At 63.4% G+C, this 21,818-nt stretch carries 22 protein-coding genes; 9 read left to right on the top strand and 13 right to left on the bottom strand.

Annotated features, from left to right (window positions below; translation table 11 throughout):
* The first annotated feature begins 25 nt into the window (after positions 1–25).
* Positions 26–1,291, top strand: coding sequence for an ABC transporter substrate-binding protein (locus FJ492_RS05960; RefSeq protein WP_140768963.1), 1,266 nt, complete (start codon positions 26–28; stop codon positions 1,289–1,291).
* Between the two features lie 48 nt (positions 1,292–1,339).
* On the opposite strand, the gene FJ492_RS05955 is transcribed toward FJ492_RS05960, so the two are convergent.
* From FJ492_RS05955 to FJ492_RS05905, 11 genes are all read right to left on the bottom strand, one after another.
* Positions 1,340–2,227, bottom strand: a complete 888-nt coding sequence (locus FJ492_RS05955) for an amidohydrolase (RefSeq protein ID WP_181166588.1) — start codon at positions 2,225–2,227, stop codon at positions 1,340–1,342.
* The gene (locus FJ492_RS05950; RefSeq protein ID WP_140768959.1) at positions 2,227–3,345 is read right to left on the bottom strand and encodes a VWA domain-containing protein; all 1,119 of its coding nucleotides are present in this window, start codon (positions 3,343–3,345) and stop codon (positions 2,227–2,229) included. The genes FJ492_RS05955 and FJ492_RS05950 overlap by 1 nt, the downstream gene beginning before the upstream one ends.
* Positions 3,346–3,494: 149 nt before the next feature.
* On the bottom strand, positions 3,495–4,376 hold the full coding sequence (locus tag FJ492_RS05945) for a MoxR family ATPase (protein WP_140713622.1): 882 nt from the start codon (positions 4,374–4,376) through the stop codon (positions 3,495–3,497).
* 9 nt (positions 4,377–4,385) lie between these two features.
* Positions 4,386–5,390: a molybdopterin cofactor-binding domain-containing protein gene (locus FJ492_RS29445; protein ID WP_140502306.1), complete on the bottom strand. Its 1,005-nt coding sequence runs from the start codon at positions 5,388–5,390 to the stop codon at positions 4,386–4,388.
* Position 5,391: 1 nt separating this feature from the next.
* A complete protein-coding gene (locus FJ492_RS29440) occupies positions 5,392–6,759 on the bottom strand; it encodes a xanthine dehydrogenase family protein molybdopterin-binding subunit (RefSeq protein ID WP_140768957.1) in 1,368 nt (455 codons plus the stop codon).
* A gap of 11 nt (positions 6,760–6,770) precedes the next feature.
* Complete coding sequence (locus FJ492_RS05930; protein ID WP_140768955.1) at positions 6,771–7,253, bottom strand: (2Fe-2S)-binding protein; 483 nt, start codon at positions 7,251–7,253, stop codon at positions 6,771–6,773.
* Positions 7,254–7,307: 54 nt separating this feature from the next.
* Positions 7,308–8,096, bottom strand: a complete 789-nt coding sequence (locus tag FJ492_RS05925) for an FAD binding domain-containing protein (protein WP_140768953.1) — start codon at positions 8,094–8,096, stop codon at positions 7,308–7,310.
* A gap of 11 nt (positions 8,097–8,107) precedes the next feature.
* Positions 8,108–8,551: an SRPBCC family protein gene (locus FJ492_RS05920; protein ID WP_140768951.1), complete on the bottom strand. Its 444-nt coding sequence runs from the start codon at positions 8,549–8,551 to the stop codon at positions 8,108–8,110.
* Positions 8,552–8,666: 115 nt separating this feature from the next.
* Positions 8,667–9,494, bottom strand: a complete 828-nt coding sequence (locus FJ492_RS05915) for an AraC family transcriptional regulator (protein WP_140713613.1) — start codon at positions 9,492–9,494, stop codon at positions 8,667–8,669.
* Positions 9,495–9,764: 270 nt separating this feature from the next.
* On the bottom strand, positions 9,765–10,763 hold the full coding sequence (locus tag FJ492_RS05910) for an ABC transporter permease (RefSeq protein ID WP_140502312.1): 999 nt from the start codon (positions 10,761–10,763) through the stop codon (positions 9,765–9,767).
* Positions 10,764–10,815: 52 nt separating this feature from the next.
* Positions 10,816–11,559 (bottom strand): ATP-binding cassette domain-containing protein, encoded by a 744-nt coding sequence (locus FJ492_RS05905; protein ID WP_027141547.1) that lies wholly within the window; start codon positions 11,557–11,559, stop codon positions 10,816–10,818.
* A gap of 450 nt (positions 11,560–12,009) precedes the next feature.
* Here FJ492_RS05905 and FJ492_RS05900 point away from each other — a divergent pair, with 450 nt between their 5' ends.
* Complete coding sequence (locus FJ492_RS05900; RefSeq protein ID WP_140502314.1) at positions 12,010–12,999, top strand: sugar-binding protein; 990 nt, start codon at positions 12,010–12,012, stop codon at positions 12,997–12,999.
* A 186-nt stretch (positions 13,000–13,185) separates the two neighbouring features.
* On the top strand, positions 13,186–13,968 hold the full coding sequence (locus FJ492_RS05895) for a FadR/GntR family transcriptional regulator (RefSeq protein WP_140713611.1): 783 nt from the start codon (positions 13,186–13,188) through the stop codon (positions 13,966–13,968).
* Between the two features lie 18 nt (positions 13,969–13,986).
* On the opposite strand, the gene FJ492_RS05890 is transcribed toward FJ492_RS05895, so the two are convergent.
* Complete coding sequence (locus FJ492_RS05890) at positions 13,987–14,925, bottom strand: NAD(P)-dependent oxidoreductase (RefSeq protein WP_140768949.1); 939 nt, start codon at positions 14,923–14,925, stop codon at positions 13,987–13,989.
* Positions 14,926–15,043: 118 nt separating this feature from the next.
* Between FJ492_RS05890 and FJ492_RS05885 the strand changes: the two genes are divergently transcribed.
* The 3 genes from FJ492_RS05885 (at position 15,044) to FJ492_RS05875 (ending at position 17,424) form a co-directional block, all read left to right on the top strand.
* Positions 15,044–15,940, top strand: a complete 897-nt coding sequence (locus tag FJ492_RS05885) for an NAD(P)-dependent oxidoreductase (RefSeq protein ID WP_140717680.1) — start codon at positions 15,044–15,046, stop codon at positions 15,938–15,940.
* Between the two features lie 101 nt (positions 15,941–16,041).
* Positions 16,042–16,818, top strand: a complete 777-nt coding sequence (locus tag FJ492_RS05880; protein ID WP_027141552.1) for a FadR/GntR family transcriptional regulator — start codon at positions 16,042–16,044, stop codon at positions 16,816–16,818.
* 162 nt (positions 16,819–16,980) lie between these two features.
* Positions 16,981–17,424 carry an SRPBCC family protein gene (locus tag FJ492_RS05875; RefSeq protein WP_027141553.1) on the top strand — a complete coding sequence of 148 codons (444 nt, stop codon included), beginning with the start codon at positions 16,981–16,983 and terminating at the stop codon, positions 17,422–17,424.
* Positions 17,425–17,465: 41 nt separating this feature from the next.
* Here FJ492_RS05875 and FJ492_RS05870 read toward each other — a convergent pair whose 3' ends face one another.
* Entirely contained in the window at positions 17,466–17,756 is a 291-nt protein-coding gene (locus FJ492_RS05870; RefSeq protein WP_181166585.1) for a DUF3175 domain-containing protein, read from the bottom strand.
* Positions 17,757–17,929: 173 nt separating this feature from the next.
* On the opposite strand from FJ492_RS05870, the gene FJ492_RS05865 reads away from it, so the two are divergent.
* From FJ492_RS05865 to FJ492_RS05855, 3 genes are all read left to right on the top strand, one after another.
* Positions 17,930–19,159, top strand: a complete 1,230-nt coding sequence (locus FJ492_RS05865; protein ID WP_140717676.1) for an MFS transporter — start codon at positions 17,930–17,932, stop codon at positions 19,157–19,159.
* A gap of 160 nt (positions 19,160–19,319) precedes the next feature.
* Positions 19,320–20,348, top strand: coding sequence for a LacI family DNA-binding transcriptional regulator (locus tag FJ492_RS05860; RefSeq protein ID WP_140717686.1), 1,029 nt, complete (start codon positions 19,320–19,322; stop codon positions 20,346–20,348).
* 290 nt (positions 20,349–20,638) lie between these two features.
* Positions 20,639–21,766 carry a sugar ABC transporter substrate-binding protein gene (locus FJ492_RS05855; protein WP_140717674.1) on the top strand — a complete coding sequence of 376 codons (1,128 nt, stop codon included), beginning with the start codon at positions 20,639–20,641 and terminating at the stop codon, positions 21,764–21,766.
* Positions 21,767–21,818: the final 52 nt, after the last annotated feature.

The raw sequence follows: 21,818 nt of genomic DNA, 5'->3' as shown, positions 1-21,818 counted from the left end.
CCGGTTCGAACAGGAGCACGAGCATATGAAGCAACTTCCCAGGATCCTCGCAGCGGCGGCGGTTTCGCTGGCGTTCGCCCTTCCGGCCTATGCCGACACGACGCTGACGGTTCATTATCCGATGCCCGGCTTCTTCAAGAACGTGATGGACACGATCTCGAAGAAGTTCATGGAAGAAAATCCTGACATCAAGATCCAGTTCGCCAGCCCGTCCGCCACCTACGAGGAAGGCATCCAGACCATCCTTCGCCAGGCCGGCACCGACGAAATGCCCGACATCACCTTCATCGGACTCAACCGCCTGCGCATGCTCAACGAACGCGACGTTGCCGTCGACCTTGGCCCGCTGGTCAAGAAGGAAGGCAACATGGCTGAGCTCGGCTTCTCCGACACGATCCTGAAGCTGGCGCAGGTCAACGGCAAGCAGGTCGGCCTCGCCTTCGCCACCTCGAACCCGATCATGTATTACAATGCCGACCTGGTGAAGGCCGCCGGCGGCGATCCGGACAATCCGCCCAAGACCTGGGACGAGGTCATCGCGCTTGGCGGCAAGATCAAGGCGCTCGGCAATGGCGTCGACGGCATCGACTTCCGCTGGCAGGGCGACGACTGGATGTTTTCGGCGCTGCTGTTCGGCGCCGGCGGCAAGATGCTGAACGAGGACGCAAGCAAGGTCGCCTTCAACGGGCCGGAAGGCGAGAAGGCAGTCGAGATCCTGCAGCGGATGGTGAAGGAGGGCGGCATGCCGGTCTTCACCAAGCCGGCTGGCGAGCAGGCTTTCGCGGCAGGCAAGGTCGGCTTCGAGTTCCAGACCACCGGCGCCCTGGTCAACACCATCAAGAATGTCGGTGACAAGTTCACGCTGCGCACGGCCAAGATCCCGCTGATCGATCCCGTCAACGGCCATCTTCCGACCGGCGGCAACGCCGTGGTCATCCTGACCAAGGATGCGGCAAAGCAGGACGCCGCCTGGAAGTTCGCGAAATTCGCCGCTGGTCCTTACGGCGCGTCGGTCGTCGTGCCCGGCACGGGCTATGTCCCCAACAATGAGCTCGCGGCGAAGTCTTCCGACTATCTCGGCGACTTCTACAAGAAGAACCCGCTGTTCCAGGCCGGGCTCAGCCAGATGCCGCTGATGGTTCCGTGGTATGCCTTCCCGGGCACCAACGGTGTGAAGGTGACGCAGACCATCGTCGACAATCTGTCGCGGATCGTCGATCAGTCGGCGACGCCCAAGGAAGCGCTCACCGACGCGGCAAGCGATGTCGAAGGCATGCTGCCGACGCAGTAAGGACTTGCCAGGGCATCGCCGCGCCAAGGGCGCGGCGATGCCGGGCGGTCAAGCTGGCCGGTAGATCCGCTCCGCCGTATTCCAGAAGATATCCGCCTCGGCCGCAGGACCGTGCTTCGCCACAGCCGCGCGGTGGGCCTTGATCAGTTCGGCGTGGCTCGTCCACAACTTCTCGATGGGGAAATTCGAACCGAACATCAGGTGATCCGCGCCCAATATCTCGATCGCATTGTCGACGATATAGGCAATCAGCCCGGGGTCGTTGCGGTGGACGAAGGTGCCCAGACCGGACAGCTTGGCGTAGAAGTTCGGCGCCGCCGACAGCGTGCGCAGGCCGGCCTTCCAGGCTTCGGTGGTTTCCGCGTCCATGCCGGTCAGCATGCCGGCATGGGTGAGAATGAAATTGGTTTGCGGGTTCTCGCCGACCAGCGTCAGTCCGTCCTTCATCTGGCCAGGAAAGAGCTGCAAGTCGAAGGACAGGCCGTAGTCTTTCAGCCGGGCGACATTGGCGCGTACTTTTGGATCGATGACCTGATCGGCCGAGGCAGCGAAGCGGAAGGCGGGCGTCTCGTGCCAATGCAGTTGCATGCGCACGCCGCGCAGCAGCGGATACTTTTTCAAGCGGTCGATCTGGGGCCTGACATCGTCCACCGTCATGTCGGTGTAGCCGACGATGGCGTGCGGCCAGCCTGTCTCGTCGGCCGTTTTCTGCAGGAAGGCGACTTCCTTTTCGAAATCCTCCTTGGCCCAGTTGGTCTGGACATAGACGGCCTTCTCGACACCCGAACCCTGCTGGTCGGCGAGAAACTCCTCGATCGGATAATCGCGGCGGATCGGCTCGTAGGGGCCGAAGATGCGCGGCACCATCGGCCCGACCAGCCAGGGCTGATCCTGCTGGCGCCAGATGTGGAAATGCGCGTCGATGGCTTTCTGCATCACGATACCCTTTTCCAGAGTGTCGCCGCCCGTGGGGCGGGGCGGGCGAGCGACAGGATGAAATCGGTGAGGCTGTTCACCGACGAGCCGTCCACCAGATCGTCGAGCACTGGCAGGATAGCGCGAAGCGCCGCCGTTGCCGGCTGGAAGCGCGGGTCGCCGGCCAGAGGTGTCGCCAGCGACAGCCGGAAGGCGCGGGCGCTCAGCCGGCGCATCGCCGTCTCCAGTTCGGCATGGTCGCCGCGCTCCAGCGCGTCCGAGAGGATGACCACTGCCGCACCGCGCGCGAAGGACGAAAAGCGCGGCACCGATAGAAAAGCGAGCAGCGTCGGTCCCATGCGGGTTCCGCCGTCCCAGTCGTTAACCTGGGCGGCCGCGCGCGCCAGCGCCTGGTCGCAGTCGCTGATGCGCAATGCTGATGTGATGCGGGTCAGACGCGTGCCGAAGGTGAAGATTTCCGCCCGGTCAGCGCCCTGCACGGCGGCATGCGCGAGCTTGAGGTAGTCAGCCGTGTGAAGCTTCATCGAACCTGAGACGTCGATGAGGATCAGCAGCTTGCGCGACACTGTCTGGCGGCGGCGCAATAAGGGCGAGGGGATATCGCCATCGGCGCTGACGATTTCCCTGAGCGAGCGGCGCAGGTCGAGCTTGCCGCGCGAATGAGTCCGCACCATGCGGAAGGAGCGGCGCGCGGGCAAGGCGCTCGACAGTCGGCGGCGAAAGACGGTCAGCCTGTCGCCGTCGCGCTGGAAGTCGCGGCTGCTCAACTGCTCCAGCGCCGAGGAAAGCTCACCGCCTTCCTGTCGCTCCTCGGCCTCGATCCGCTCGTCGTCGGCGCCGCCATCATCCTTGATGCGGGTTTCCTCGTCGGCGTCGCCTTCCACCACGGCTGATGTGTCGCCATAAAAATGGCTCTGGAAATGCGCCTCGAATTCGTCGCGACGGTCAGGTGGCGGCGCCAGGGTGGCCAGTGCTGCTTCGCGGATATCCGCCATCGAGCGTGGTCCAAGCAATGTCACCGCCTGCATGAAGCCGGAGACTTGTTCGGGGGCGATGGCGAAACCGTAGCGACGCAGCAGCCGGGCGAAGCCGAGGAAGGGTGTGGCGGCACGGGGCAAGCTTGCTTCGCCCCGTTTACGGGGAGAGGATGCCGGGGGGCAGGTGAGGGGCGGCGCCACCTTCTGCCCATCATGGCGCTGCCCCTCATCCGCCCCTTCGGGACACCTTCTCCCCGTGAACGGGGAGAAGGGATTGTTGAGGTCACGGCTCACGCCAGCGCCTCCTCGACGATGCTGCCAAGCTCGGGCGCGATGTAGGAGAGGTCTTCCTCGTCTTTGATCAGCACGCCGATGGCGCGGCGGAAGGCTTCCGGCCACGGGCTGCCGCCTTTTTCAAGAATGGTGGCCGCGTTCGCCCATTCGACCGCCTCGGCGATGCCGGGGGGCTTGGCCAGCGGGCGAGCTCGGATGGTCTGCACCGCTGTCGCCACGGCGCGTGCGGTGGCCTGCGCGACATTGCCGGCGCGCAGCATGATGATGGCGGCCTCGCGTTCGGCGTCGGGATAGCCGATCCAGTGATAGACGCAGCGGCGACGCAGCGCCTCGGCAAGTTCGCGGGTGCGGTTCGAGGTCAGGATGACGATTGGCTGTGCCTCGGCGCGGATGGTGCCGCGCTCCGGAATGCTGATCTGGAAGTCGGACAGGAATTCCAGCAGCAGCGCCTCGAATTCATGGTCCGAGCGGTCGATCTCATCGACCAAAAGCACGCGTTGCTGCGGCGCCTTCAACACCTGCAGCAGCGGCCGGGCAATGAGGAAACGGTCGTCATAGATGTCGATCTCATGCTCGCCGGCATGGCGGATGGCGAGCAGTTGGCGCTGATAATTCCACTCATAGAGCGCGTGCGCGGCGTCGATGCCTTCGTAACATTGCAGACGCACCAGATCTCGGCCGATCAGTTCGGCGATCGCCTTGGCAGCTTCCGTCTTGCCGACGCCCGGCGCGCCTTCGAGCAGCAGCGGCTTGCCGAGCCGGATGGCAAGGAAGATGGCGGTGGCGAGGCTGTCGTCGGCCAGATAGCGCGAGGCGGCGAGATGCTGTGCCACCGCCTCCGGCGAGGTCGCGACAGTCTCGGTGTTCACATCGGGCATTCTCAGCACTCAGTTGGAAGCCTGCGCCTTCAGCGCGCGCAAAATGCGCTCGGGCGTGATCGGCAGCGTGTCGATGCGCACGCCGACGGCGTCGAAGACGGCATTGGCAACCGCCGGTATTTGCGGGTTGGCGCACATTTCGCCTGGCCCCTTGGCGCCATACGGTCCGTCGGCCGAGGGACGCTCCAGCACGATGATCTCGGTCTCGGCGAGGTCGCCGGGGCCAGGCATCAGATACTGGTTGAAGTCGGTGCCGCCATGGTCGCGGTTGGGATAATAGGGCTCGGTCGTTTCGTAGAGCGCGTGGCTGATGCCCATCCAGGAGCCGCCGACCAGCTGCTGCTCGACCATTTTCGGGTTCAGCGCGCGGCCAATCTCGAAGACGTTCTTCACGGTGAGCACCGTGACTTCGCCGGTCTCGTCGTCGACCTCGACTTCCGCGACCGTGCAGGCATGAGCGTAGCAGGTCGATGGCTTCATCGCGCCGGTTTCCTTCTCCGGATAGGAGCGCGGGATCAAAAACATGCCGCGGCCGGAGATCGAGCGGCCGCGCTTGAAATGCGCCGACAGCGCGACATCGAAGATCGAGATGGATTTCTGCGGCGCGCCCTTGACCAGTACGTTGCCCTGGCCGTCGGTTTCGAGGTCCGAGGCGTTCACCTCCAGCTCTTCGGCCGCCACTTCCAGCATCACCTGGCGGGCTTCCCTGGCGGCCTGGATGACGGCATTGCCGGCGCGGTGGGTGCCGCGCGAGGCGAAGGTGCCCATGCAATGCGGGCCGGTATCGGTGTCGGCGGTATCGACAACGACGCGGTCGGTCGGCACGCCGATCGTCTCTGCGCAGATCTGAGCCATGATCTGCTTCATGCCCTGGCCGAGATCGACCGACGACAGCGTCACCATGAAATTGCCGGTCGGGGTCGAATGCACCAGCGCCTGTGTCGGGTCGCCGCCGAGGTTCATGCCCGTGGGATAGTTGATCGCGGCGACGCCGCGTCCGCGCCTGATCGCCATCTCAAGCTCCGTTCTTGTAGGAGGACATCGCCATGTATTTCTCCGCGACCGGCCAGTTGGCGACGCGCGCGGCTTCCTGCATGCATTCGATCAGTGCCGCACCCTCCGTCGGCTGGCGATGCGCCTTCATGTCGCCGTCGCGATAGGCGTTGATGAAACGGAATTCGAGCGGGTCCATGCCGATCAGCCGGGCCAGCTTGTCCATCTGCACCTCCAGCGCGAAGTCGCCGATGGTGACGCCGAAGCCGCGCATGGCCGATGACGGCGTGCGGTTGGTATAAACGCAGTAGGTGTCGATCCAGACATTCGGGATGGTGTAGGGACCGGGATAATGGCCCGCGCCCTTCTGCGCGCCATAGGGCGAGTGGCGGGAGTAGGCGCCGGCATCGGTGTAGCCTGTGACTTTCCGCGCGACGATACGGCCGTCCTTCATGACGCCGTCCTTGATGACGACTTTTTCGGCCGCGCGGGGCGATGAAATCTGCATCTCCTCCTCGCGGCTGTAGATAAAACAGACCGGTCGCCCGGTTAATTTTGCGCCGAGGATGGCGATTGGCTCGACGATGACATCGACCTTGCCGCCGAAACCGCCGCCGACAGTGCCGCCGACGAAATGCAGCTTGCTGCCCGGCATCTGCAGGATGATCGATGTGTTGTCGAGGGTGAAGAACATCGCCTGCGTGTTGGTGTAGCAGGTGAAGCGGTCATTGCCTTCAGGCGCCACCACGCAGCCGGTGGTCTCGGTCGGCGCGTGCTCGATCGGCGAGGACTGATAGCTTTGCTCCAGCACGTGATCGGCTTGAGCAAAGCCCGCCTCGACATCGCCGAAGCGCACCTTGCGGCACGCGCCGCTGTCATAGAGGTAATAGTTCTGGCCGTGATATTCGTTGACGATGGGCGCGCCGGGCTTCAGTGCTTCTTCCATGTCGAAGACGGCGGGCAGCACCTCATAGTCGACCTTGACCTTGGCGGCCGCTTCCTGGGCGGCACGCTCGGTTTCGGCCAGCACCGCCACCACGGCCTCGCCCTTCCAGCGCACCTTGCCGTCGGCCAGCACCGTCTCGTCCTCCGGTCCGATCTGGATGAGGATCAGGATGGTGTAGACATTGTGCGGCACGTCCTTGGCCGTCAGCACCTTGATAACACCTGGGTGTTTTTCGGCCTCGGAGGTGTCGATCGAGCGGATGCGGGCATGGTGGTGCGGGCTGCGCACCATCTTGAGGTGCAGCATGCCGGGGAAATTACGGTCGGCGAAATAGGCGGTTCTGCCGGTGACGTGGCCGGGCGAATCCGAGCGTGGCCTGGGCTGGCCGATCTCGTGCAGATCGTCGTTGCGGACATCGGCGAAGTAGCTCTTGCGCAGTTCCATTCTTTGGTCCCTCAAGCCGCGTTCTGCGAATTGGCGCGGACGGCGGCGAGCACCGCCTGTATGATCGGCTCGTAGCCGGTGCAACGGCAGATGTTCCCAGACAGCGCCTCGACGACGTCCTCGCGGCTGGGATTGGGGGTGTGGTCGAGCAGCACCTTGGCCGCCATGATCATGCCCGGCGTGCAGAAGCCGCATTGGGTAGCGAATGTGTCGAGAAAAGCCCGTTGCAGCGGGTGCAGCACGCCGCCTTCGGCAAGGCCCGACGTGGTGGTGATCGTTGCACCATTGCAGGTCTCGGCCAGCGTCAGGCAGGAGAGCCTCAACTCGCCGTCGATAATAACGGAGCAGGCGCCGCACGTGCCCTGGTGGCAGCCGCCCTTCGGCGAGGTGTCGCCAATCTTGTCGCGCAAGGCATTGAGCAACGTCGTGGCGCTGTCGATGAATTCGGCCTTTTCAGACCCGTTGAGCGTGAATTGAACCGGAACCTTTGCCATTCTTCCTCCTTGCGCGCCTGCCCCGCAGGGCAAGCGTGCGCCCCCCACGTGTGATTAGCTGAGCAACAGCCTGCCGAGATGGACCGGCAGGACTTCAGCGCGATACCAGGCGCTGGCGATGGGATCGGTGATGGGCGCGGTGCCTTTGGTGGCGGCGGCCAGCGCTGCCGCGACGCCGTCCGGATCGAGCGTCCTGCCGAGCAGCGCCTTTTCCGCTGCCTTGGCACGCATCGGCCGATCGGCCATGCAGCTGAGCGCGATCCGCGCCGAGGACACGGTCCCGTCTCCAGCCTGTTCCAGAACGACCGCGATGCTGAGCACCGCGACCCCCTTGGGCTTGACCCGCGACACTTTGAGGAAGCGGAAGCTGTCAGCCTTCGTGAAACTGACCGACGTGACGATGGCGCGACTATCGTCCCGTCCGGCCAGGAAGGTCTCGATGGGCGTTTCGCCCTCATCGGTGCCGACCGTAGCATCGAGCGCCAGCAGGGCGACGGCGAAATCACCATAGGGCGCCGGCGCGAACAGATTGCCGCCGACGGTCGCCATGTTACGGATCGCCGGGCCGCCGACTGCGCGGGCGGCCTTGGCAAGGGTGCCGAGTTCCGGATGGCCGCCGATCTCCGCCATGGTCACCGAGGCGCCGATGCGGACCTTACCGCCGCTGACCGCGATGGCCGACAGCGCCGGGTCGGTCGACCTGACAAGGCCGGAGACCGAGACATCGCCTTCATTGGCCGCGCGGACCACGAGTGTACCCCCGCCGAGATAGCGCGTGCCGGCGGACTTCAGGGCGGCATCCGCGTCCTTCACCGTCGAGAATGTCTGCAATGCCAGCGCCATGGCCCGCTCCTTCAGCTCTGGCCGGCGAAATGGCTCTTCAATGCATTGAAGCCGCCTTGAAAAACATTGGTACCCATGCCCTCGGCCAGCTTGTCGGCTTCCTCCGGGGCCGCGTCGAAGCTGGCGGTCCATTCGGCATAGGTGCGGTTGCCGTCGGTGACGCGCCTGAGCTGCAGCGTCGCCTTGTGGTTGGTGAGCGGCTGCGGTGTTTCCAGGATGGAATAGCTGACCAGGAAATCGTCATCCGAAAAATCGACCAGTTTTTCGCGCAGGCGGGCGCCGCTGGCGAGCCGGAAGTTGCGCACGCAGCCAATCGTGGTGGAATCCTCGCCGTCTTCGATATGGCTTTCGACCATGCGCGGATGCCAGCCCGGCAGGCCGTTGAAGTCGCGTATGCGCGCCCAAACCTTTTCGACCGGCGCGTCGATGACGCTGGAGATGGTGACTTTCGCCATAAAATGTTCCCTTCCGAATGATCGTTGCGGCAAGGGTAGGGCGCCAGAGCGGGCAGCGGTTATCAATGCGTCTTGAGCGTGTATCAACCAGTCTGAAAAACAGATTGCTGCCGGTTCAGGCCGTCGCCCGCGCGGCTTCGCGGTAGAGCGTCGGCGGCACGCCGACATGATCGCGGAAGAAGCGCGAGAAATTGCCTTGCGTGGTGAAGCCGAGATTGCAGGCGACAGAGATCAGCGGCTCCCGCGACCATTGCAGCTGCCGCACCGCTTCCTCCATGCGCAGCGTGTTCCAGTAGACGTTGGGCGTCAGATTGGTCTGTTCCTTGAACAAGGCGAAGAAATGCGGCCTGGACAGGCCAACGGCGCGGGCGACGTCATCGAAGGAGATCCGCTCGCAGACATTGGCCTTCATCAGCTGGATCGCCTTGCGGACGCGGAAATCCTGCATCGTGTTTATGCGGCCGCGCGCCTCCTGCGGTGCCGAAGCGTCGGCGGCATCGAGCACTGAGTCGATGAAGCGCTCGATCTCGTAATTGGCGACATCGTCGACGCTTTCATTGTCGGTGAGATGATCGAGCAGGCTGGCGGCGGCCTGGTGCAGCCATGGTTCGAGTGCGATCGCCGCCTGCGAGAACAGCGGCGCGCTGGATGGCAGGTCGCGGCGCCGGCGCGCCCAGTCCGGGTCGATGTAGAAGGCCAGGAACAGGCCCGGCCTGCCATCCTGGGACAGGACGTGGCTATGCGGCTGGAGCGAGTTGATGCCGGCGGCGGTGCCCGGGCCGAGGCGGACCGTCTCGCGGCCGATTGTCATCTCGCCGGCGGTGCCTTCGAGCCAGATGATCAGATGTGCCTCGACATGGGCATGGGTGACGAAGTCGCTCGCGACATTCAGGACAGAAACATGTCCGAACCGGCCCCAGTAGAGCCTGATCGCTTCCGTCATGGGTATATCCTCCCGCAAGCGACTGGCCTCCCTTCGCCTGCAGGGGGATTGTGCGGCTGAGTGCTGGCTCGCGTCAAGCTACGGGCCCGGGGCGTGCGCTCGCAAGGGTTCTTGGCGACGGATTTTCAGACTGAGCGATAGGAGGCGAAAGGAATAGCGCTCCGGCGCGGTGTTCCAGCGGAGTGAGGCGTTGGTATTTCCTGGAACACCCTTCATCCGACCTCGCTTCGCGAGGCCACCTTCCCCCACAAGGGGGAGGTGGATGCAGCGCTAATCGCTGCGCCTGAAATTGCGGATGCGGTCGAACAAAACCGCCAGCAGGATGGCGCCGCCGATGAAGGTGCCTTGCCAGAATGCGTTGATGCCAAGCAGGCCAAGGCTGTTGCGGATCACCTCGATGAGGGCAGCACCGACGATGGCGCCAAAGGCGGTGCCGACGCCGCCGGCGAGATTGGCGCCACCGATGACGGTGGCGGCGATCACTTGCAGTTCCATGCCGTTGCCGAGATTGGTGGTGACGGCGCCGAGCCAGCCGGTCTCGATGATGCCGGCAATGCCGGCCGACAGCGCCGAGATCATGTAGACGGCGACCTTGATCTGGCGCACCGGCACGCCGGTCAGCGTCGCCGCGTGCTCGTTGCCGCCAATGGCGAAGATATGACGGCCGAACTTCGTCCAGCGCAGGATGAAACCGGTGATCAGCGCCAGCAGGATCATGTAGAGCACCGGATTGGCGATGCCGAACACCCAGGCGCCGCCGCCAAGCGCCAGCAGCTTGTCGTGGTCCGGCCCGAACTGGAAGACGACGGTGTTGTTGGAGGCGACCATGGCGAGGCTGCGGGCGATCGACAGCATACCGAGCGTCACTACGAAGGGCGGAAAGCCCAGATAGGCGATAAAAATGCCGTTGAAGGCGCCGATGACGAGCGCGGTGGCGATCGAAGCCAGAATGCCGATCTCGATCGAATAGCCGGCATGCATGGTGACGGCCAGCACCATCGAGCACAGGCACAGCACCGAGCCGACCGACAAATCGATGCCGCCGGTGATGATGACGAAAGTCATGCCGAGCGCGACGATGGCGACGAAGGTGATGTTGCGGGTGATGTTGTAGAGGTTCTTCGAGGTGGCGAAGGCGTCGGTGGCGAAGGACAGGAAAATACAGGCCAGGATGACGGCGATCACCACCCAGAAAGTCTGGCTGGAGAACAGGCGCGACAGGAAGCTGTGCTGCTTCTGCGCGATCGTCTGGTCAAGGGTGACTGCCATTATAGACCTTTCCTGCGCTGCCGATGCGCGGTGAAATCCGGGGTCGCCATTGTCATGCCACCTGCTCGATGGCGCCGGTGATCAGCCCGGTGACTTCCTCGGGCGAACTCAACGCGATCGCCTTGTCGGCGACCTTCCTGCCGCGCCGCATGACGATGACGCGGTCGGCGACGTCGAAGACGTCGGGCATACGGTGGCTGATCAGCACTACCGCGATGCCCTGGTCGCGCAGATGACGGATGAGGTTCAGCACTTCGGCCACCTGCCGCACCGAGATCGCCGCCGTCGGCTCGTCCATCAGCACGATCTTGGCCTGCGACAGCATGGTGCGGGCGATCGCCACCGCCTGGCGCTGGCCGCCCGACATCTGCTTGACGAGGTCGCGCGGGCGGGTCTCGGACTTCAACTCGGCGAAGATCTGACCGGCGCGCTTGTACATCGCGGCATAGTCGAGGATGCGGAACGGGCCGACGCCACGGCGCAATTCGCGCCCGAGATAGACATTGGCCGCCGCCGTCAGATTGTTACAGAGCGCCAGGTCCTGGTGGACGATCTCGATGCCGTGCTGGCGCGCCTCGACCGGCTTGTGCAGGATCAGTTCCTTGTCATCCATCCGCATCGTGCCGTGGCTCGGCCGGAAGTTGCCGGCTATCATCTTGACCAGCGTCGACTTGCCGGCGCCATTGTCGCCCATCAGGCCGACAACCTGGCCCGGTTCGATCGACAGCGACACGTCGTTGACCGCCTGGATGGCGCCGAAATGCTTCGAGATGTTGGTGAGTTCGAGAACCGCCACCCGTCTTTGCCTCCCATGCCTGGCCCATCCGCACGCGGACAGGCGACAGCTTCCGTTGGCTTTCCCCAGCTCCTCCCGGGGACAGCGATGCGGTCATTTACGCGAATGGCGTCGCGGGCGTCAATTGTCGAACAGGCAATTGTCAGACGAATAGTGCCGTGCGAATTTTGAAAAATCCGTTTTGTAGGACAAATAGCAATTGACGTTGGCGGCAAGCCGTTATTAGTTGAGCGTCGGAGGAAGACATGCCGGCTTTGACGACGCCATCGGCGGCGCCAGCGGCAAGAAGGTTTTGGCGATCGTGCAGCGTCGCCGCTGGGAGGGTCGCATCTGAAAATGCTTATCGGCCTGGCCGGATTGAATGGGCGCACGCGTCTCAGTCATCTCGCATCCTGGCTGGTTTGTGTGGCGGGCACGCCGTGTCCGTCTGGTTGCAAAGGGAGGACTGACATGAGGAAAACAGTATTGCTCGCCGCCGTCGCCGCCATGGCGTTGGGCGCCGGGCCGGCTTTGGCCAAGAAGCAGCTCGTCATCGTGGTGAAAGGTCTCGACAATCCATTCTTCGAAGCCATCCACCAGGGCTGCGAGAAATGGAACAAGGAAAACGCCAGCTCGGAATATGAATGCTTCTACACCGGCCCGGCATCGACTTCCGACGAGGCCGGCGAGGCGCAGATCGTGCAGGATATGCTGAGCAAGGCCGACACGGTGGCGATGGCGATCTCGCCGTCCAACGCGCCGCTGATCGCGCAGACGATCAAGAGCGCCAATCCGTCGATCCCGATCATGACCGTCGACGCCGACCTCGCCAAGGAAGACGCGGCACTGCGCAAGACCTATCTCGGCACCGACAACTACCTGATGGGCAAGAAGATCGGCGAGTACATCAAGAAGGCCAAGCCGAATGGTGGCACGATCTGCACCATCGAGGGCAATCCGGCGGCCGACAACATCTTGCGCCGCGCGCAAGGCATGCGCGACGCGCTGACGGGCAAGGAAGGCCTCACGGCACTTGCCGGCGAAGGCGGCTGGACGGAAGTCGCCGGCTGCCCGGTGTTCACCAATGACGATGGCGCCAAGGGCGTTCAGGCGATGACCGACATCCTCGCCGCCAACCCCAAGCTCGACGCGTTCGGCATCATGGGCGGTTGGCCGCTGTTCGGTGCGCCGCAGCCCTATCGCGACCTGGTCAAACCGCTCAAGGACCGGCTGGCCAAGAACGACTTCGTCATCGGCGCCGCCGACACGATCGGCGACGAGGTGGCGATCGCCAGGGATGGCCTTGTCACCGCGCTGGTCGGCCAGCGGCCTTTCGAAATGGGCTACAAGGCGCCCTCGGTGATGATCGACCTGGTCGAAGGCAAGAAGGTCGACGATCCGGTGTTCACCGGTCTCGACGAATGCACCAAGGACACGGTCGACACCTGCATCCAGAAGTAGGCCGCGATTTCGGGGCGCTCGCCAACGAGCGCCCCGTTTCCTCAATTCTTCAACAGGACGCCATGGTTGGGGCAATCGGGCCCCGGCTTTGACGCGTCAGTGGTTTGGATTTTCGGCAACGGGATCGGTGCGCCGCGCGGGTTCGGATCAATCCGGGTGACTGGCGGCCGACCTATTGGAACGTGGATGCCGGACGAGAAGGCAAAGAAAAAAACCGGCCGGGCCAAGGCGCAAGCCAGCCACGACCCGGCAGCCATGCGCAGGGCGGATGCGGCGCACTTTCCCGGGTCCAGCGTCCATGCCTCGCTCGCCAGCGAGATTGGCCTCAGGATCGTACGCGGCGACTATCCGCCTGGCAGCATCCTGCCCAATGAGGCCAAATGGGCCGAAACCTTCAATGTCAGCCGTTCGGCGGTGCGCGAGGCGATCAAGATGCTGATGGCCAAGAGCCTTTTGGCGTCGCGGCCAAAGATCGGCAGTTGGGTCGAGCCGAAGGAGCGCTGGAACCTGCTCGACCGCGACGTGCTGGCCTGGTACGCGACCGCGCCGGATCGCGAAGCGTTCCTTCGCACCGTGCAGGAATTTCGCCACATCATCGAACCGGAAGCATCCGCCTTTGCCGCCATGCGGCGCAGCGACGAGCAGATGGCCGAGATCAGCCTGGCTTGCCGCGAGATGGGCGAGGCGGCCAACCTGCCCGAGCGCATCCGCGCCGACACGCGCTTCCACCTCGCCATCCTGCGGGCCTCGGGCAACGACCTTCTGGTGCCGCTCGGCGTGTTGATCGAATCGGCGCTCGACCATCTCTTCGTCTTCACCACGCGCCAGGTCGGCGATCAGCGGCGGGCACAGAAACTGCACGAGGCGATCGAGAAGAGCATCCGTCTGCAGCGGCCAGCCGCGGCGCGCAACGCCGTGCACAAGCTGCTCGCCGACACCGATGAGGGGATCGGAAGGGGCCGGCGCTAAGGCCAGCCCGTCCGGGTCTCAGATCGTCTGCTTCTTTCCGTCCTTGATCGGCATCAGGTCGATGCCATTCACTTTGGCGATGTGCGTGGCCAGCATCGGCACGAACTGCTCGGCCGGACCGGTTGCGTGGGCGCCAGCGAAGGAGTTCTTGGTGGCGTTGCCGAGCGGGTTGGCGATGCCGGCTGCACCGGCCATCGATTCCAGATAGGTCAGGTCCTTGAAGGCGTTGGCGATGGTGAATTTGTGGGCGTCGCGGTCGCCTTCCAGCGTCCAGCGCATGAACGTCTGGTAGAAGCCGCAATCCATGCGGCCGTTGCGGATGACGCTGTCGAAACGCGGCGGCGAGATGCCGACCTTCTCCGCTAGGGCCAATGCCTCGGAGTAGATCGCGGCATAACCCAGCGAGATGAAATTGTTGAGCAGCTTCATGCGGTGGCCGTCGCCGGTGTCGCCGATATGGACGATGCGGCCGGCCCAGGTGTCGATCACCGGCTTGACCCTGGCGAAGACGGCGTCGGGCGCGCCGACCATGGCGTCGAGCGTGCCTTCCCAGGCTTCCTTCGGAGTGCGGCTGAGCGGCGCGTCGACATAGTCGACGCCAAGCGCGTTGAGTTCTGCGGCAAGTGCAACCGTCGAGACCGGATCTGAGGTGGAGCAGTCGACGACGACCGACCCCTTCTTCAACCCCTCCTTGAGGCCGCCGGGACCGCGAATAATGGCCTCCACCTCGCGCGAGCCGGTGACGCAGATGAAGACGATATCGGATGCCGCCGCCACGTCGCGGGAGGTCGATGCCTCGTGGGCGCCTCGGCCGAGAAGATCTTCCGCCGGTTTGCGGTTTTTCCGGCCGAGGAAGGTCAGGGAGTACCCCTTGTCGACGATGTTCTTGGCGATGCCGTGACCCATCAGGCCAAGGCCGACAAAGCCGATCTTCTCGCTGGTGGCGGTGGTGTTCATGCTAGCTGTCCTGTTGCAATTATCGATAATGTTGCCGCTGTTTTAGCCATAGACGGTTGCGGAAAGCAATATTGTCTGACAATACACGTCAATCCTAGGACTTTCGTGGAGACCAGAAATGACGAAGCGGATCATGTTCACCGGCGGCAGCGGCAAGGCTGGGCGCCATGTCGTGCAATATCTGGTGGAGCAGGGCTGCCAAGTGCTCAACATCGACACCAGGCCGCTCGACAATCCCAAGGTGCGCACGCTGATCACCGACATCACCGACAGCGGCCAGGTGTTCAACGCGCTGTCGAGCTATATGGGGCTGCACGAATTCGATCCGTCGCTACGGCCGCAGCCGGTCGACGCCGTGGTGCATTTCGCCGCGATCCCACGCATCATGATCACGCCCGACAATGAGGTGTTCCGCATCAACGCGATGGGCACCTACAATGTGATCGAAGCTGCGGTGAAGCTCGGCATCCGCAAGGTGATCATCGCTTCCAGCGAGACGACATACGGCCTGGTGTTCGCCAACGAACCACGCGACCCCACGCATTTCCCGCTCGACGAAGATTACGATGTCGATCCAATGGACAGCTATGCGCTGTCCAAGATCGTCAACGAGAAGACGGCGCGCGCCTTCGCGCAGCGCAATGGCACAGACATCTATGCCTTGCGCATCGGCAACGTCATCGAGCCGCATGAGTACTCGCTGTTTCCGAAATGGTTCGCCGATCCGGGCTTTCGCAAACGTATTGCCTGGAGCTACATCGACGCGCGCGACCTTGGCCAGATCACGCTGCGCGCCATCGAGAAGGACGGGCTGGGCTACCAGGTGTTCAATGCCGCCAATGACGACACCTCGTCCGATTTGCCGACCGCCCAACTCCTGAAGCGGTTCTATCCCGGCGTGCCGGTCAAGAGCGAACTCGGTGAATATGAGACGCTGCTGTCGAACCGCAAGGCGCGTGACATGCTCGGCTTCCGGCCCGAGCATAGCTGGCGCAAATACGTCAAGACAGCCTGAGCGTGGTCGAATCACGGCTGGGTTGTTCATAGAAGCCGGCTTTGCCGCCCCCCGGCCGCACCGCGCTTGACAGCTTCCCTAAACCGGCCTTTCTGGAACTCATGCGGGACGCGAGGCCGAACAAGGAAAAATCGCCCAAAAAGGCTGTAGCCGCCGAGCGCCCGACCGGCGCTCGCCGGCCCGACGCGGCGCGTATCCCGGGCTCCAGTGTGCATGCGTCGCTGGCGAGCGAGATTGGGCTGCGGATCGTGCGCGGCGACTATCCGCCCGGCACCATCCTGCCCAATGAAGCCAAATGGTCGGAGACCTTCAGCGTCAGCCGGTCGGCGGTGCGCGAGGCGATCAAGATGCTGATGGCCAAGAGCCTGTTGGCATCGCGCCCCAAGATCGGCAGTTGGGTCGAACCGAAGGAACGCTGGAACCTGCTCGACCGCGATGTGCTTGCCTGGTACGCGACGTCGCCGGACCGCGAGGTGTTCTTGAGGACGGTGCAGGAATTCCGCCACATCATCGAGCCGGAAGCGACCGCCTTTGCCGCCATGCGGCGGACCGACGAGCAGATGGCCGAGATCAGCCAGGCCTGCCGGGAGATGGGCGAGGCGAAAAGTTTGCAGGAACGGACCCGCGCCGACACCCGCTTCCACCTCGCCATCCTGCGCGCCTCGGGCAATGATCTGCTGGTGCCGCTCGGCGTGCTGATCGAATCCGCCTTCGATCACCTGTTCACCTACACGACCCGGGAACTCGACGATTTGCAGCTCGCCCAGAAGATGCACGAGGCAATCGAAAAGAATATCCGCCTGCAGCGGCCCGATGCGGCGCGCAATGCCGTGCGCAAGCTGCTGGCCAATACCGACAACGTCATACGTTCGCGGTAGAATTCACCGACATAGCCATTCGGCACTCAGGCGTTTCCGCCTTGCAGGCCGTCGAAGCAATTCAGGCCGGCACCGCCAAAAAATTCGAGAGCCTGTGTCGGATGGGCTTTGTGGTCCCCGTCCTTGGGGTATCGAACAGGAAACCAGGAAGGAGAATTTGACATGCCCAGCACCGTTCGTCTGCATCGCGTTCTGACCACCAGCCCGGAGAAGGTCTACCGCGCGTTCCTTGAGGCGGATGCGCTTGCCAAATGGCTTCCGCCGAACGGCTTCACCTGCACGGTCCATCACTTCGAGGGCAAGGTCGGCGGCACGTTCAAGATGTCGTTCCGCAACTTCACCACTGGCGACAGCCACTCGTTTGGCGGTGAGTATGTCGAACTCGTCGCGGGCGAACTCCTGCGCTACACAGACAGGTTCGACGATCCCAACCTGCCCGGCGAGATCGAGGTGACCGTGACGCTGAAGAAAGTGTCCGTGGGCACCGAAGTGAACATCACCCAGGCCGGCATCCCTGATGTCATTCCCGCGGAAGCTTGCTATCTCGGTTGGCAGGAGTCGCTACGGAACCTGGCCAAGCTCGTCGAACCCGAGATCAAACAATAGGGCGCCCCATTTAGTCAGGTGCCATTGGCGGGCGAGGGCGGCTAATCCTCCTTTGGACGCCCGAATGCGGCGCGCAGTTCGTCCTTGGCGTCCTCAAGGACCTTCTTGCGCGCCGCGGGCAGGTTTTTGCCGGCCCGGTTGATGTAGAAATTCAGCATCGACATGGCGGACTGGAAGGGCTCGGCCTTGCGGCGGTGGCTGTGTTCGGCCGACCGCTTGAGCGAGGCGGCGATCTTCTTGGCGTCGTTGGATTCGAAGACATGCTCCTCGAGATCCATCGCATTGCTGTGCTCGGTCACCTCGGCCGACCATTTCTGCTTGGTGGCGGTCATGGCTGGGACTCCTTTGCAAGGTTGCTGATCGGAAACTCCAGATGTTGGCGTCGGTTCCCGCATTCGTACCGGCCTGGAGCCACGGATTTGCCCGCTGTGGCGCTGCTGTGCGCCGAGAATGCGTCGATAGTGGCCAAAACAGCAACGATTGAGACCGCCGACAGGAAACGCCTTTGACGCGAACCGACGTGAGCCGGCCCAGCCCCGGCATCGACAGTTCCTACGCCTGGATGCGGCTGGCCATCTCGATGCTGCTGGCGACGATCGGTGCGGTCGGCATGTGGGCCGTTGTCGTCGTGCTGCCAGCAGTACAGGCCGAGTTCGGCGTCGACCGCGCCGCGGCATCCATGCCCTACACCGCGACCATGGTGGGCTTCGCCGCCGGCAATGTGCTGGTCGGCCGCGCCATTGACCGCATGGGCTACTGGATACCGGCGCTGTTTTCCTCGATCGCGCTCTCCGCCGGTCTCCTGCTCGCGGCTGTGTCGACCTCGATCCTGCAATTCACCCTTGCCCAAGGGGTACTGATCGGTGTCGGCACATCGGTGATCTTCGGGCCGCTGATTGCCGATATCTCGCACTGGTTCAACCGCCGGCGCGGGGTCGCCGTTACGGCGGCGGCGGCCGGCAATTACCTCGCTGGAGCGATATGGCCCACCGTCATGCCGACGTTGATCAAGGCGGAAGGCTGGCGCTTCACCTATGCCGCCATCGGCGTCTTCTGCCTAGTCACCATGGTGCCGCTGGTGTTGTTGCTGCGGCGCGGCGCTCCGGAAGCGACGGCCGCCGGCTCGCCCGGAAGTCGGCCGGTGCAGCCGATTTCATTGTCGCCGGCGATGCTGCAGATATTGCTGGTCGTCGCGGGACTGGGCTGCTGCGTGGCGATGTCGATGCCGCAGGTGCATATCGTTGCCTATTGCATGGACCTCGGCTACGGCATGGCGCATGGCGCCGACATGCTGTCGATCATGATGGCCGCGGGCGTCGTCAGCCGGCTTGCCTCGGGCTTTGTCGCCGACCGAATCGGCGGCGTCAAAACGTTGCTTATCGGGTCTGTGCTGCAATGCCTGTCATTGCTGTTCTATATCCCGTTCGACGGGCTCGCCTCGCTGTATGTCGTGTCGCTGGTCTTCGGCCTGTCGCAGGGCGGCATCGTGCCTTGCTACGCGATCATCGTGCGCGAATACCTGCCGGCCAAGGAGGCCGGCCAGCGCATCGGTATCGTCATGATGGCGACGATTTTCGGCATGGCGATCGGCGGCTGGATGTCGGGCTGGATCTACGACCTGACGGGCTCCTACGCCGCCGCGTTCCTGAACGGCATTGCCTGGAACCTGCTGAACATACTGGCGATCGGGCTGTTCATGTGGAAGGCGAGGCACAGGGCGGCCGTAGCGGCCTGAGGAAGGCCAAGCACAGCCACTCAATGGCTCAGCTTGACAACAGGTAGTCACTGCGCGACGCCAGGGGCCGATGGGTGCTGAAACAGGCCGGTGAGATGGTGACAGCTGGAAAGATCGCATTGCGGGCGTGCTTGAATGGCCAGGGGCATGGGCCAAGGCCTTGATCAAGCCGCGCTCGCGCCGGGGCGGTGGCCGCCCGACCATATCTGACGTGGCACGCAAGGCCGGCGTCGGCGCCATCACCGTTTCACGCGCGCTGCGCGAGCCGGAGCGCGTTTCCGAGGAACTGCGCCGCCAGATCCTGGCCGCCATCGAAGAGCTCGGCTATGTGCCGGATCCCAACGCGCGGGCATTGGCCTCGGCGCGGGCCGAGGTGTTCGGCGTGCTGGTGCCTTCGCTGACCAACAACGTCTTCGCGGAGGTGGTGCGCGGCATCTATGACAGCCTGTCGGACAGCCCGTTCCGCATCCAACTCGGCAACACGCACTATTCCGGACTGGAGGAAGAGCGGCTGCTGCAGGTGTTTGGCTCCCAGCGGCCGACAGCGCTGATCGTTGCCGGCATCGACCAGACATCTACCTCGCGAAAGCTGTTGGAAAATGCCGGTTGCCCGGTGGTTCAGGTGATGGAGACCGGACCCGATCCCGTGGACATGATGGTCGGTTTCTCGCATCTCGAAGGCGGCAGGACGGCGACCCAGCACCTGATCGAGGCGGGGTATCGCAGGATCGGTTTCATCGGTGCGCGCATGGACCCGCGCTCGCAGCGGCGCCTGGCTGGTTACCGGCTGGCGATGGAGAAGGCCGGCCTGCTGGACCCGCGCCTGATCACCACCACGCCGGTGCCTTCCAGCGTGCCGCTTGGCCGCGAGCTATTCCGCGATGCGCTTGCCAAAATGCCGACGCTCGACGGCGTGTTCTGCAACAATGACGACATCGCGCTCGGCGTGCTGTTCGAATGCCATCGCGCCTCGATCGACGTGCCGAAGACCATCGGCATTGTCGGCTTCAACGATCTCGACATGATGCAGGTAGCCTTTCCCTCGATCACCAGCATCCGCACCCACCGCTACGAAATCGGCAGGCGCGCGGTCGCCATGGCGCTGGCGGCGATATCGGGTGACAGGCCGGAACGGCGGGTCGTCGACCTTGGCTTCGAGCTCAAGTGCCGCGAGAGCACGGCACGGTGAAGCAGTTTAGAACCTGCTGAAATCAGCCTTTACAGGCATTCTTGGTAGCGCTACCATGCCAGCCAGTGTGAAGTCCGGCTGCTGTTTATTATACATAAGCGACAGAATGTTCCTTGTTTATTATTGATAATATGATACTTTCGTTGCAGCTTAAGGAAGCAACGAGGAGGAACAGGTCGGCCGGGGCCACCTGACGTGCGTGACGGGCCAGGGCGGGAGGTGCTGGGGCGAACACGTCATTGTACTGCAGCTAAACAAACAAGTCAGAACTGCAACTGGGAGGAATATCGATGATCAAGTCACTCGTTGGTGGCATCGTTGCCGCCACTGCATTCGTCATGTTGAGCTCAGCGGCGATGGCCGCAGGCCCAGAAGTCGTCAAGGGACCAGCAGCCGAGCCGGACTGCTTTGCCCCCTGGGCAGCCGATACGCAATTCTTCAAGTTCCCCAAGAAGGCCGGCCCATACCGGATCGCGCTCGCCAACGGCTATATCGCCAATACCTGGCGTATCCAGATGGTGCAGACCGCCAAGGCATATGCGGCACAGCCGGATGTCGCCAAAAAGCTGAAGGAATTCAAGGTTGTGTCGACCGGAGAGGACGTCCCGGCGCAGATCTCCGCGATCAACAATTTCATCGATTCCGGCTTTGACGCGATCGTCGTCAACGCGCAGAACCCGACCGCCTTCGGGCCAGTCATCAAGCGCGCCAAGGAGGCCGGGGTCGTGCTGGTCGCCTTCGACAACATCCTCGACACCAAGGATGCCATCAACGTCAATGTCGACCAGAAGGGCCTTGGCGCATTGTGGGGCAAGTGGTTGGTCTCACATGTCCCGAACGGCGGAAAGGTGCTCGAAGTGCGCGGCGTCGCCGGCACTTCCGTTGACACGGACCGTCATGCCGGCATCCACGAGGTGCTCGACGGCTCGGGCAAGAAATGGGAAGTCACCGAAGTGGTTGGCAAGTGGGACGATGGCGTTGCCCAGAAAGCTACGGCGGACGCGATTGCCACCAACGGACCCTTCGACGGCATCACCGGGCAAGGCGGCGACACCGGCATCGTGCAGGCGATGATGGATGCCAAGCATCCATTCGTTCCGTTCGGCGGCGAGACGGAGAACGGGTTTCGCAAATTCTGCGCCGCGCATGCTGGCGACGGCTTGAAATGCTCCTCCGCTGGCACCGGCCCCGCCCAGGTGGCCGTGGCAATCAAGACGGCAATCGCGGCCCTCGAAGGCAATGTCGTGCCGCAATCGGTGAAGCTGCCGCTGGCCATTGTGGAGGATCCGAACTTCAAGGCAGGCCAGGATTTCTTCCCCGACCAGTCCGACAATTTCTTCGTCGGCAACTCCTTCCCGACCTGCGGCATCAATTTCAGTGCCCAGGAAATCATGGGGCAGAGCAAGGAAAACCAGTAGTCACTTTCTATCATCTGGCGCCGCGGATGATCCCGCGGCGCCAGCCTGCAAT

This window comes from Mesorhizobium sp. B2-5-4, assembly GCF_006441095.1.
Classification (GTDB): Bacteria; Pseudomonadota; Alphaproteobacteria; order Rhizobiales; family Rhizobiaceae; genus Mesorhizobium; species Mesorhizobium salmacidum.
This window is presented reverse-complemented; position numbering and strand designations above follow the sequence as displayed.